The organism is Microbacterium mitrae, assembly GCF_008017445.1.
Classification (GTDB): domain Bacteria; phylum Actinomycetota; class Actinomycetes; order Actinomycetales; family Microbacteriaceae; genus Microbacterium; species Microbacterium mitrae.
In genome coordinates this window covers 1-12841 of record NZ_VRSW01000007.1, presented here as the reverse complement: position 1 = coordinate 12841, position 12841 = coordinate 1, and the positions used below count along the sequence as shown (strand labels likewise).

The following is a 12841-nucleotide window of genomic DNA, read 5'->3' as shown; positions in this document are numbered from 1 at the left end:
AGACCGACTCGGCGGCTTGACACCCATCGAATACGAAACCAAAATCAACACCAACAAGGCCCTCGCGGCCTAAACCACACCTGTCACCAAAACGTGCGTCAGTCCCTTCTCATTTTCATTTTCCTGAAAAGCACTCCATCAACTTAATGAAAGACCCAGTTCATTTACCTGCTGCGCTATGCGCAAAGCGGGACTCGCACACACCGCGAACCCGTCATAGTCACGAGCCGCCCCACCCCGGTCACATGCCTGGGCGTGTAGCCTCTTCGAGCAGCTCCAGGATGTGCCGATAGGGTTTGCCCGTTGCCCGGCTCATCCCCATCTCACAACTGCGGTTCAGTGATGCATGGGCGTCGGCAGACCGATCACGCACCTCTGCAGCTTGGTGCGCCGTCGCCGATACGGTCAGTTCGGGGTGCAGCATGCCGCGGTCACCAGCAAAGCCACAGCACCCCCAACTCGCAGGCACGGCAACGTCGTCGGCGATCATCGCTCCGATCGCCGACAGGTCATCGTTCAGCCCAAGATGCGTTGACGAGCACGTCGGGTGCAGGGTTAGCGAGGACAGCTTCTCTGCGACGGTGAGGTTGTCGACGAGGTGATCCGCAGCGAACTGCACCGAATCAACAAACCGGAGGCGCGCGAAGTTTCCACCGACCGCATTCGCGTGCGCGCGCATCGTTTCAAGCCCCTCCGTGCACGACGCCGCGTCACACACGATCGGCAGGGCACCGTCATCGCTCGCCGCCAGAAGGGCGGGCAAAACCCGCTCGCGCATGACGTCGTAGCCGCGGGTATGGCCCTTCGACTTCCACGGGGTTCCACAGCACATTGACCTGATGCCATCCGGAACACGCACCGCGACGTTCGCGCGTTCACACAGGCGCAAGAACGCATCCATGACGCCGATACCGGAACCGGCCTCTTGCGGTGCAAACATCGCGCCAATGCACGAAGGCATGTAGACCGCGACCGGGTTCTCCGCGGCTAGCGCTTTCCGGGGGATCCCGCCGCTGGGCAGCTCCGAGTCGTATAGGGGCACGATATCGCCGCCCACCACCGCTCGCGCGGCGATGGTGGCTGCGCGCGGCAGCGCTGCGGGCAGCGCAGCCGCAACCGAAAGCGCGGCAGCGCCCGCTCGCGTGACGCCACCCCAGTGTTGAGCCGCGGCCGACCATGCGCGGTCCTGGATCGCACTGTCCGTCTCGGCACGCAATCGCCGTACCAAATCACCCGTGTTAATCCCCACGGGACAAGCGGTCTGGCACATGCCGTCGACCGCACACGTGTTGACGCCGTCGTACACGTAGTCTCGGCGCAACTCCTTGAGCAACGCTTCGTCCCCGCGGGCATCGGCGGCTGCCATCTCTCGGCGAATCGCGATGCGTCCACGGGGCGTGAGCGTCAGGTCTTTCGACGGGCAGGCCGGTTCGCAGTACCCACATTCGACGCATCGGTCCACCTCGGCATCGACCGTCGGGCTCACCTTGAGATCACGCAAATACGCGTCGTCATCCTCCGAGAGCACAACGCCCGGATTCAAGACGCCATCGGGGTCGCATAGGTTCTTGATCTCGCGCATCACTGCGTACAGTTCGTCGCCGTACTGGCGGCGGACGAAGGAGGCCATGATGCGCCCGGTGCCGTGCTCGGCTTTCAGCGTTCCGCGGTTCTGCAGAATCAGCTCGACCATGTCGTCGGTGAAGGCGCGGTATCGATCAACGCTCCGAAGGTCATCGAAGCGCTCGTTCAGCATGAAGTGAATGTTGCCGTCTTTGGCATGACCAAAGATGACGCTGTCTTCGTACTGATACCGGTCAAACAGACCGGTCAACGAAGCACACGTACTCAATAAAGCCTCGACCGGAACCGCGACATCTTCCAAGAGAGCCGTGGTTCCCGACGGGCGGGAGCCCGCGACGGTGGTGTACAACCCCTTGCGAATCGACCACAGTTGCTGGCGAACTGCCGCGTCTGTCGTGAACTGATTCGAGGCGTTCACCGTCAACGAACGCAGCAGCGTCGCGGTCTGCGCGGAGCGGTCGGCGACCTCGTCGGGACTTTCGCTCTGATGCTCGATCAGCAGTGCTGCATGGCCATCAACGGCCAGTGCATCGATGCCTGCCGTGCGTTGCGGCAGTGTCTGCGCAACGCGCAAAGAGACCGCATCCATGAGCTCGATCGTCGCCGGCGCTTCGGCGACGATCGCCGGGAGCGCGGCGGTCGCGGCGTCAAGCGAAGGAAACAGGGCCAGGGCCGTCGAGGCATGCGGATGGGCCGGAACCGTGTGAAAGGTCGCTTCCGCAATGAAGCCGAGGGTTCCCTCGCTGCCGATCATCAGGTGCACCAGAATGTCGACGGGTGTGTCGAAGTCGACCAGGGAATTCACCCCGTAGCCCATCGTGTTTTTCACCGCAAAGAGCTCGGCGATGCGGCGTACCGAATCGGGGTTTTTGCGTACCCGATCGCGCAGGCGAATGAGCCCGGTGTAGAGCTCGGGTTCGTGGGCGCGCAGGAACTCGTCAGCGTCGCTGCGCGATGTGTCGATGATGGTTCCGCTCGGCAGCACCACGATGAGCGATTCCAGCGTTCGATAGCTGTTGTGGTGCGTGCCGCACGCCATGCCGCTGGAGTTGTTCGCAACGACCCCGCCAATGGTGCAGGCAACTTCGCTGGCAGGGTCGGGGCCGAGCTTTCGACCAAACCTCGCGAGCCGCTGATTGACCTGGCGAACGGTCACCCCTGGCTGCGCACGGACTCGGGCACCATCATCCAGGATCGATATCTGTCGAAACGCCGAGCGTGTGTCGGCGAGCACGCTGTCGGTGACGCCCTGTCCGCTGAGGCTGGTTCCACCCGAGCGAAACGTGAGTGTTTGCTGTCGCGCTCGAACGCTCCGAAACAGGTCGGCAATGTCGGTGATGCTTGCCGGGCGGTGCACGACCTGCGGAACCAGGTAATAGTGGGAGGCATCATGCGCCATCGCCCGACGGTCGATTGAACGGGTCGACGTGGTCATCGTGGTCATCGTGGTCATCGTGGTCATGTGTCGTCCGTCTTCCACGCCGTTGCGAAAGGGGCGTTGTGCCATAGGTAGGGCGCGCGCTGCGGGAGCGTTTGGTGCTTGCTGAGCATCATGCGCGCGAGGTGAACGGAACCATGCAGCGGGTTTGCTGCGGCCGGTGTCACGGTGGCGTTCGGGCGTAGTCTCGCGAACTCGGCCTGGAATGCCTCGGTGAACACCTCACCGGCCGCGAACAGGCCGCCAGCGTAGGCGGCGCGCTGCGGCAACGAAGGAACCAGGGCGGCAGCCAGCGATTGCGCCGCGTGGGTTCCGGCCTCCGCCAGAAGCTGGCGTGCCTGATCGTCGCCGCCAGCGGCGAGGGTGGCGACGTCGGGGGTGAAAGACGCCAAGACTCCCGCGCGGTCCGGTCGCGTGTAGATCTGTCCGGGCCAGGTCTCCGGGTCACCAAATCGCTGGACGGCGGCTGCCAGCAGAGCTCCGCCGCCTCGGGCGACGCCGTCATGCGTCGCTAGTGCTCGTTGCAGCGCGTGCATGCCAATCCAGGACCCGCTGCCGCGGTCGCCAAGCACATGCCCCCATCCATCCACGCGATGCCAGGTGGTGGCAAAGTCGGTTCCGAATGCGATCGACCCGGTTCCCACGGCGATCACAGCGCCAGCGGCGCCGCCCAGTGCGCCCACATGCGCTGTGATGGCATCGGCCGCGATCACGACAGGGACGCCAACCTGTGCGGAGATTTCAGCGAGCAGTTGGGTCGGGTCAGCCACGAGGGTTGCCATTCCGGTCGCCCCAATGCCGACGCCGCGGAGTTGTTCGGGATCCCGATCGGTGAACTCGCGCTGCGCGCGATCAATCAGCTTGTGCGCGGTGTCGAGCGTCGTTGAACCCGTCGTCGTTACCTGTACGGCGTCGCCCACCAGGGTGTGCGACTCGCTGGATGGGTGCGTGGTCTCGCCAGGCTCATCGGTGACGGCTGCCGCGATCGCGCGGCTCCCGGTTCCGCCAATGTCGATGCCGAGAACCCACGCACCGCTCACTTACTCATCCCCGCCGTGAGACCAGAGACGATTTGCTTGGTTGCCACCAGGAAGAGGATGACAAGGGGGATTGTCGCCAGAGTGAGACCGGCAAACAGGGTAGCCCAGTCTGTCTGATACTCACCGAAGAAGCGGGTGATACCCACCGGCAAGGTGTAGGCCGATTGATCGCGAATAAGAATCAGCGGGTAGAAGAAGTCGTTCCATACCGGCACGAAGCGGAACACAATCACCGTCGCGATGGCGGGCTTAACCAGCGGGAGGTGAACGCGGAAGAACGTGGAGAACGCTCCGGCGCCATCTAAGCGCGCCGCCTCATCGAGCTCGATCGGTAGTTGACGGAAGAAACTGGCCAGAACAAACGTGGAGAACGGAATACCCAGCGCGGCGTAAACCAAAATCAGGCTCCACAGGTTGCTCACCATGCCGAGACTGTCCAGGAGGAAGAACAGGGGCAGGATCGCGAGGTACACCGGCAACATCAAGCCGGAGAGGAATAGACCCTCCAGGGTGCGAAACAGCTTCGATTTGGTTCGAGCAAAAGCGTAGGCAGCCAGCAGGGAGACCGCCGTGGAGATCACGACGGAGGCGATGGTCACGAAGAGGGAGTTGAGAAAGTAAGTCTCAAATGACGCCGTGACCCACGCCTTTTGGTAGCTCGTGAAGTTCGGGCTGAGCGGCAGTCCCAGCGGGTCTTTTGCCATGTCTTGTGTGGTGCGCAACGAGTTGCTCACCATCAGCAGCAACGGCGCGATAGAGACGGCAGCGTAAATCCACAAGAAGCTGGATGCGGCGATTCCGCCCAGGGTCGGCTTGTTGCGACGGCGACGCGGCGCGGTGGAACGCGCTTGGCGCGGAGCTGTCTCGGCCACGGGTGAAGAAGTCAGGGTGACCACTAGTAAAGTCTCCGTTCGGCGCGGCTGAGCAGCCACGTGATCAAGATCGAAACACCAAAGATAAACAGGAAGAGGAGTGTCGCGATCGCCGACGATGTGCCAATCGCATTCGTCGATCCTGATTCGAACGCGGTGCGGTAGAACATCAGGCTGAGCACGTCGGTGGCCCCGGCCGGCGATCCTTGCGATCCGCCGAGGGCGTAGGGGATCGCGAAGGCTTCCATCGCACCGATAAAGGTCAGAACGCTCACAGTACCGATGGCGGGAATGAGCATGGGGAAGGTGATGTCACGAAACCGCTGCCATGATGATGCGCCATCCAGCGAGGCAGCCTCATCGATCTCTTCAGGAATACCGCCGAGCGCTGCACCATAGAGGAGCACAGGGAAGCCGACCCACTGCCAGGCGGTGACGAAGACAACCACCCAGATCGCCGTCTGCGGGTTACCCAGCCATGGCTGCGCGAGATCGCCCAGTCCGATACCGCGCAAAATGCTGTTGACCGGGCCAAAAAGCGGCGAGAGCATAAGTGACCATAGGTAGCCTACGACGAGGGGCGAGACCAGATACGGCAGGGTATACATGGTTTGGAAGAACCGCTTGAAGCGACGCACCCGGTGAAGTAGCGTTGCGAGCCCCAGCCCGATGGTGTTCTGGAAAAGCATGGCGCCGATGAAGAGCACCACGTTGTGCATAAACGCGTTCGGGAGCTGCTCACTGTAGGGCAGCGTCGTGAACAGCGTGACGTAGTTATTTAAGCCACTGAAGTCACCGCGCAAAATGCCCGTCCAGTCAAAGAACGAGTAGCTGAGCGCGGTCAGCAGCGGATACAGAATGAAGATCGCAAACAGGATGAGTGCGGGAAGAACGAAGACCATGCCCGTGGTCTTCGACAGGGCGATACCGGCGTATCGGGTACGCGCCCTGCGCGGGTTGATCACGGACATGGTCCTCATTTCCTCCTATGAAGTGACGTCGACTAGGGGGTCGGCGTAAACCACTGCGAGACACCGGTCTGCAGTGCGGTTGCGGCTGACGTCGGGTCAGCGTCGCCCATGAACATCTTCTGAATCTGCTCACCCAAGACGGCGGTGCCCTGCGGCTCGCCGTAGCGGAAGTTCACCAGCAGCAGGTATGACGCGGGGCCATCCTGGTAGTTCGACCATGCTTCTTTCATGACCGGGTCGGCGTAGTTGACACCGGGGATTGCCGAGAACTGGTTCAGTTCATCTGCGACGAGCTGTCCGAATTCTGCCGTCGCCATCCAGTTCAGCAGCTCAAACGCTGCGTCCTTATTCTTCGACTTCGAGTTGATGGCGAAGTTTCCGTCTGCGTAGGCGGGGCTGATCGGGGTGTCCGACACAGCCTTCGGGGGCAGCGGCACCTGGTAGGAACCAATCTCCATGTCGGGAGCCTGGGTCGTGAACGTGGCGATCTCGAACGATCCACCCGGGAACTGCGCTGCCTGGCCCGAAGTGAACTGAATCTGACTGTCGGCGTAGCTCACGCCAACAACGTCAGGAACCATGAACTCCTGCATGTCGGAGACGACCTGCAACGATGCCACATAGTCGGCGTCGGTGAAATCCTTGCTGCCGTCCAAGACAGCGGCTTCAAAGTCGGTTCCGCCGTAACGAGCCGAACCCACGATGTCGGCGAAGATCGGGAGAATCCACGCGTCCTTTGCACCGAGCGCGATCGGCGTAATGCCGGCGTCCTTCAGTTCCGTGTTCAGCGCGATGAACTCATCCCACGTCGTCGGAACTTCGAGACCCTGTTCTTCAAAGATGCCCTTGTTGTAGAACATCTGCAGAGTCTGGGTGGCCAGCGGGACCGCGTAGGTCTTGCCGTCTTCCTTGCCCTTGGCTCCAGCCAGAACGCTGGGTGCGATGGCGTCGAGCCCCTCAACCTTGCCGTCGATGGGCTCGAGCTGACCAGCTTGGATGTTCGGCTGCAGCTGGCCGTATGCGCGAACCATCGGGATGTCGGGTCCGTCGCTGCCGGCCAATCCCGTGGTGAGGATCTGGTTGTATTCCGTGTTTTGGAATGCCTCGAACTCGACGGTGACGCCGGGGTGTGCTTCTTCGTAGACGTCGAAAATCTTGTTGTACTTCTCGATGTCTTCGGTGCGCCATGACCACACGGTCAGGGTAACCTCTTCGGCACTCGGGTCAGCCGATCCGCCGCTGGATGCGCTGGGGGCGCATGCACTCAGCAACAATGCGGAACTCAGGGCGATCGCGCCGACGGCTAGTGATCGTTGCCTCATCTGTTTCTCCTTTGATTCTGTGATGGTGCGGGATAAGTGTTATGAACGCGGCGGCGCGTCAAGTAGGTGCAACGCGCCGCGCACGGATTGTTGGGCGTCTGCGAGAGCGGAACGCGCGTGCTCAGGATCGACACGGGCGATCGTTGCAACGATGGCTGTCTTTAGTTCACCATCGCAGTGGGCCAAAACCTCGCGGGCGGCCTGTTCGTCGAGGGAAGTCGCCTGCATCAGGATGCGGATGGTGCGGCGACGAAGCTTCTCATTTGTAGCCACGACCGAGACCATCAGGTTTGACCAGGTGCGACCGACGGCAACCATGAGCGCCGTCGAGAATCCGTTGAGCACAAGCTTCTCCGCGGTTCCCGCTTTCAGGCGAGTGGAACCGGTGATTACCTCTGCCCCGGTGTGCAGTACGACATTGACATCGGCCAGTGGAGCCAGGGACGCGAACTCGTTGCAGGAAATCAGGGCGGTAACGCTGCCCGCTTCACGCGCCGCTGACAAAGCTCCGCCCACATAGGGTGTGTTTCCCGACGCGGTGAGGCCAATGGCAACGTCGAGGGGGCCGAGGCTGGCTGCCGCATGGCGCCCCTCCTGCGGGGAGTCTTCGGCGTCTTCAACGGCGCGAATGAGAGCCCGCTCGCCGCCGGCAATGTGCGCCACGACAAGGTCGGGTTCGAGGTTGAACGTCGGCAGCAGTTCTGCGGCATCGAGCACCGCTAGACGTCCAGAGGTTCCGGCTCCGAAGTAGTGGATGCGGCCGCCCTGCACAAAACGGGCGGCGGCGAACTCCACCAGCTCGGCGACCTGCGGGATAACCGCAGCCACCGCATCGATCGCGGTGCGATCTTGCTCGTTCAAGAGGGTCAAGAATTCTGCCGTCGTCAGTTCGTCGATGCCGAGCGATGCTTCGAGGCGCCGCTCGGTCGCGGGCAGCAGCGCGTCACCCTCGAGGGTCGGGTCAAACGCCCCACTCTGTGCCTGGTCTGTACTACCCATACCGCTTGGAATCCCCCATCGAATTGTCGCCACGCGCCCGACGGCTGTGTCGTTGAATACGAGTATGTACAAAAGCTTCAGAAAATGGAAGTTCTTTGGGGATTTTTTTCTGAAAGGCGCGTTTTGTGCAACCATGAGGTCATGACACGCGTCCGCGACCTCCTCTTGACGGCGCACCATGGCGTGGTTCCGGCATTCGCCGGCGCGGTGGTGATGGCAGCCGAGAGCGGGGTTGTGACCACTCAGGAGTGCGTCGGCGAGACCATCGCGTGGGCTGACGACGCCCGCACCCCGTGGTCGGGTGAAAGCGACCCCGTCACCGTCGACACATTGTTCGACGTTGCCTCTCTCACCAAGCTCTTCACAGCCGCGGCTGTGTTGATCGCCCTCGATCACAGCAATGAGCGCCCTGATGCGCCCGCGCACCGCTTTGTTCCGGAGCTTGGGGCGGCGGCTGCACGCGACATCACCGTTGCGCACCTCCTCACCCACACCGCAGGCTTTGCCGCCGAGTGGCGGGATGCCGCACCAGACGCGGCGAGTGCCGACCGGTTTCGCGCGACGCGGCCACAGTTTTCGCCCGGCTCGACCCACCTCTATTCCTGCGTTGGCTATATCTGGGCTGGGTTCATCGCCGAGTCGATCACCGGCGAACGGCTCGATGAGAGTATGCAGCGCGCGATCTTCGAGCCGCTCGGAATGACCCGAACCGGTTTCACGCCATCCGCTCGCGCTGTTGGTGAGCCGATTGCTGCGACCGAGTTTCAACGCTCGCCGGCACGCGGGCTTGTGCACGGCCACGTTCACGATGAGGCCTCGTGGGCGCTGGGCGGGATCGCCGGAAACGCCGGGCTGTTCAGCTCGGCTCGCGAACTGCTGACGTTTGCTGAGCTGCTGCGAAACGGCGGCTTGCACGACGGCTACACCATTCTGGCGCCGTGGGTTCATTCGATGCTCTCCACCGATCAGCTGCCCGCCACGATCGCAAACCACCCCGGCTATGGTCAGGCGATGGGTGCACGTGTGGGCGACCGTTCATGGATGGGGACATTCGCGAACAGTGGTGCGATCGGGCACACCGGTTTCACCGGAACTAGCCTGTTGACCCAGCCTGACGGCGACCGTTCAGTGGTATTTTTGTCAAACCGTGTGCACCCCTCTCGCGACGGAACGGATCTTCGTGTTTTGCGTGCCACCATCGCCGATGCCATCGCACACACCGAGGAGCCAGAATGACCGCGGATGTCTTCATCTCGCTACGCCAACGGTTGCCATCGCTGCGCAAGACAGAGAAGCGCATTGCCGCCTTCGTTTTAGATAACCCCAGCGTGGTGGCCGGATGCACCATCACCGAGTTGGCGAGTCGGTGCGAAACGTCGCAGGCCAGCGTGGCGCGTTTCTGTCAGGCCGTTGGTTACAGCGGATACAAAGAGTTTCGCTTGGCCCTGGTTTCTGCGAGCAGTCGCGAAGAGGCAGCGCGTGAGCACTTTCGTGTGGCCGACGCCGACATCGAACCCGGAGACAGTGCATTCGATGTCGTCAATAAGGTGGCGTATCAAGAGGTTCGCGCGATCGAAGAGACTGCCAGGGGACTCGATCTCGAAGCGCTCGACGCGATTGTTGCGGCCATCAGCGCCGCGTCTCGCATTGACATCATTGGCGCCGGCTCCAGCGGACTCACTGGCCAAGACCTGCATCAAAAACTGCACCGATTCGGCCTGACCACTTATTTCTGGGTCGACGCGCATTTGGCGCTCACCTCGGTCGCACTGAGCAGCCCCAGCTCTGTTGCCATCGGAATCTCACACTCCGGCCTCACCGTCGAGACGTATCAGGCACTGGAGATCGCTCGAGCTGCCGGTGCCACGACGGTCGCCATCACCAATTTTCCTGATTCACCATTGGCCGAACTGGCCGATCTTGTTCTTACCACGTCGGCGCGTGAGACGCCCCTGCGTTCTGGGGCAACGGCAAGCCGCATTGCGCAAATGGCGCTCGTCGACTTTGTCGTTGTGCGCCTTCTGCAGAGCCAGCTCGATCGTGCAGCCACTTCCCTGCGTCGCACCTACGAGGCCGTGCAGCCCCACCGGTTGAGCGTCAATCACCACCCGTCGGCCCCGACCAGCCCGGCCTCCTAACCCCCGAGGTAGCGCGCGCGTTGTGGCGACTCTCAACCCCGGTCTTTACCTCAGGGAGGTACACGGCAGCGGCGGTCGCGGCTGCCGAAGCCGTCGAGATGCCGCTCTTTCAGTATGTTTCGGAGGAGGACAGGTTGGCCGCCGCTAGCTCATTCGCAGAGCACATCCTCATGGAGGGGATCCCTGTCGACGTTTGAGAGCTCACCACTCCGGTGCCGGGTTCTGCGGCAAATTATAGGATGACGCCTTCGACCGATCCCGACGAGCGTCACTCAGAGCGAGTCAAATAGACGGCTGGACCGCGAACTTCGAGTTCACCCGGGTACGAGTAAGACGTGAAGATATGGGCTGAGTCAAAGTCCAGCGGGGCGCCGAGAGTCTGAATCGTCTTCACCAGGATCCCGTCATTGATAAACGCCAGGGTCGAGTTGTAGAGGTGGTCGCCGGACAGTAACCCTCCCCGTAGCTCAACTCCCGTGTTCGCTTGTATCTTGTCGACCGCCGTGTTTTCGGGAAAGAAGTACACCTCTTCCCACTCAAAATTGGTCATGCTGCCGAGCGTGTTGTCGCCCGATTCTGCTTTACTCACGGCGATTATTCCTTCAATCACGGTGTGATCACCATCGGGCTGCGAGCAGCCGACTAGCGACAGCATTGTGACGAGTCCCAAGAGGACTGCCACAGAGCCCCGTTTCGCGAACGTTGGCCATGTCGATCGACCGCCGCCCGCACTTTCCGTAGTTGAAATCCCCATGGCGCACAGCATAGGACGAAGGTCAGCCGCCAACCCGCTTTGCTAGAACCATGCGGTTTTCTTACGGGACTGTCTGGTATGGGCGAGAGCATCGACTGCGAGTGAGTCTTGCAAGAGCTCGGCAGCGTGATCGCACGTCTGTAACCACGTTGTTGCACCGGGGCAGAAATGTAGCATCAGAGATCGAAGATCTGCGAGTGCCGCGAGCGGCTCCTGCCGCTTCGTGTGGCCCCGCGAGTCCTTTTCGCCGGGCTGATGCACACCGTAGACGATCGATTCGTGGTGAGCGACACGGTTGCGCAACCGGCGGACTCGTCGCACCAATGAGGCCGCGCTTTGGCGCGTGGACGCGATGCCCTTGAACACAGCGTCAAGCCGACCGTCCCAAAGATCGGCTTCGTAATCTGCGCGGCCTGCGAGGGAGTCATATGATCCGTCCGACGTTCCGCCAACCTCTAGCAAGTCACCCCAAGCCCCAAAGCTGACTTCGGCGATCACCCGTTCAGGTGTGAGCGTCCCTGAAAGCCGCGCGGATGCCTCGCGAAACTGCTGACGTGTTCGGTCGTCGAGAGTGACGGTCTTGCCCCGGAACCACCAGGGCCCATATTGATGGCTTAGCGTCCGATGGAGTTTCTCGCGTAGCCCAATTTCGGTGAAGTGGATCAGCTCTAGGAGTGCTCCGCGCAGCTCGGCATCGAGAACGTATAGGCGCGCGGCAGGCAACACTGCGCCGCCAGTGGCAGACGTGTACCGCTGAAAGCGAGGGTTGGGGATCGTCTGCTGGATTGCCGTTGCGTCACCTGAGTTGCGAATTTGACCGAGCACGATTTCAAGAGTATCGTCTAGTTCGAACTCCCCCTCAGTGGGGTTTGAACGCCACTTCTCTCAGTGCATTACGACGCTGAAGCGGTGGCGTTCACTGTTTAGCCATAGCGAACTATGGCTTGCGCCTTATAGGCTTATAGGCCAAAGACTGGAAGGCTCGGGCGTACTGTCCATGCCCGCCCATCCCGTTCTGATACAGACACCTTCGGAAGTCGTCGATTCCGATGTCTTGGGGTGCGGGGCCGAGGGGGTTCATGTACGGAGCCTTGTGGGGCGAGTGGTTGAGTATCGGCGGGACTGTACGTTCCCAAATAATCGATCGACTCACACGTGGATCGGAAGCACGTAGCGGACACCTCAAAGCGAGCAGTGTTCGATCGGATGCGTATGTGCGACGAGACGTCGTAAAACAAATCCCGCATGAGGTTTCTCGTTTCGCGTTATGAATCGAGGATCTGTCCCTCTTGATATGTAGACATGGTCGTTACTTTTTCAGGGGGGAAGAAGCATTGTTGGAGAACGTGGATGCGTTCACGCCTCGGTTGGTTTCTGACCGTAGGGACAAGAAGCGAACGGCGCTACTTTCCGCGGCGGCTGTCACAGCTATCGCTATTGCCGGTGCTGTTGCATGGGGAGTTCCTGCGATGGCCGAGAGTCGGGTGCACGATAAGGCGGTGTCGGCTCACGGTCAGGCTCTCAGCGACTACGACCAGGCTGCCCAAGATGCCCAGGCTGCCACTCTTGTGTACGAGGCCGCGCTCACGGAAGCGCAGCTCAACACGAAGCCAATCAGGGACTGACGCACGTTTTGGTGACAGGTGTGGTTTAGGCCGCGAGGGCCTTGTTGGTGTTGATTTTGGTTTCGTATTCGATGGGTGTCAAGCCGCCGAGTCGGTCT

The 12841-nt window shown here is 61.5% G+C and carries 11 protein-coding genes; 3 read left to right on the top strand and 8 right to left on the bottom strand.

Annotated features, from left to right (window positions below):
* Positions 1-241: 241 nt before the first annotated feature.
* The 6 genes from FVP60_RS12920 to FVP60_RS12895 are packed head-to-tail and all read right to left on the bottom strand — an operon-like array spanning position 242 to position 8226.
* Positions 242-3046 (bottom strand): FAD-binding and (Fe-S)-binding domain-containing protein, encoded by a 2805-nt coding sequence (locus FVP60_RS12920; RefSeq protein ID WP_246132622.1) that lies wholly within the window; start codon positions 3044-3046, stop codon positions 242-244.
* Positions 3043-4062, bottom strand: a complete 1020-nt coding sequence (locus FVP60_RS12915) for an N-acetylglucosamine kinase (RefSeq protein WP_147826712.1) — start codon at positions 4060-4062, stop codon at positions 3043-3045. Before FVP60_RS12915 ends, FVP60_RS12920 begins: the two co-directional genes overlap by 4 nt.
* Positions 4059-4958, bottom strand: a complete 900-nt coding sequence (locus FVP60_RS12910) for a carbohydrate ABC transporter permease (RefSeq protein WP_246132621.1) — start codon at positions 4956-4958, stop codon at positions 4059-4061. Before FVP60_RS12910 ends, FVP60_RS12915 begins: the two co-directional genes overlap by 4 nt.
* Positions 4958-5914 carry a carbohydrate ABC transporter permease gene (locus tag FVP60_RS12905; protein WP_147826711.1) on the bottom strand — a complete coding sequence of 319 codons (957 nt, stop codon included), beginning with the start codon at positions 5912-5914 and terminating at the stop codon, positions 4958-4960. Before FVP60_RS12905 ends, FVP60_RS12910 begins: the two co-directional genes overlap by 1 nt.
* A 23-nt stretch (positions 5915-5937) precedes the next feature.
* Positions 5938-7227, bottom strand: a complete 1290-nt coding sequence (locus FVP60_RS12900; protein ID WP_147826710.1) for an ABC transporter substrate-binding protein — start codon at positions 7225-7227, stop codon at positions 5938-5940.
* 39 nt (positions 7228-7266) lie between these two features.
* Positions 7267-8226 (bottom strand): N-acetylmuramic acid 6-phosphate etherase, encoded by a 960-nt coding sequence (locus FVP60_RS12895; protein WP_147826709.1) that lies wholly within the window; start codon positions 8224-8226, stop codon positions 7267-7269.
* Positions 8227-8367: 141 nt separating this feature from the next.
* Between FVP60_RS12895 and FVP60_RS12890 the strand changes: the two genes are divergently transcribed.
* Together FVP60_RS12890 and FVP60_RS12885 are read left to right on the top strand one after the other, a co-directional pair.
* Positions 8368-9462, top strand: a complete 1095-nt coding sequence (locus tag FVP60_RS12890; protein WP_187240681.1) for a serine hydrolase domain-containing protein — start codon at positions 8368-8370, stop codon at positions 9460-9462.
* Positions 9459-10364: a MurR/RpiR family transcriptional regulator gene (locus FVP60_RS12885; protein WP_147826707.1), complete on the top strand. Its 906-nt coding sequence runs from the start codon at positions 9459-9461 to the stop codon at positions 10362-10364. Before FVP60_RS12890 ends, FVP60_RS12885 begins: the two co-directional genes overlap by 4 nt.
* A 268-nt stretch (positions 10365-10632) precedes the next feature.
* On the opposite strand, the gene FVP60_RS12880 is transcribed toward FVP60_RS12885, so the two are convergent.
* Both FVP60_RS12880 and FVP60_RS12875 read right to left on the bottom strand, forming a co-directional pair.
* Complete coding sequence (locus FVP60_RS12880; RefSeq protein WP_187240680.1) at positions 10633-10953, bottom strand: hypothetical protein; 321 nt, start codon at positions 10951-10953, stop codon at positions 10633-10635.
* Positions 10954-11160: 207 nt separating this feature from the next.
* On the bottom strand, positions 11161-11943 hold the full coding sequence (locus tag FVP60_RS12875; RefSeq protein WP_187240679.1) for an Abi family protein: 783 nt from the start codon (positions 11941-11943) through the stop codon (positions 11161-11163).
* A gap of 644 nt (positions 11944-12587) precedes the next feature.
* Here FVP60_RS12875 and FVP60_RS13120 point away from each other — a divergent pair.
* A complete protein-coding gene (locus FVP60_RS13120) occupies positions 12588-12743 on the top strand; it encodes a hypothetical protein (RefSeq protein ID WP_187240678.1) in 156 nt (51 codons plus the stop codon).
* The last annotated feature ends 98 nt before the right edge of the window (positions 12744-12841 follow it).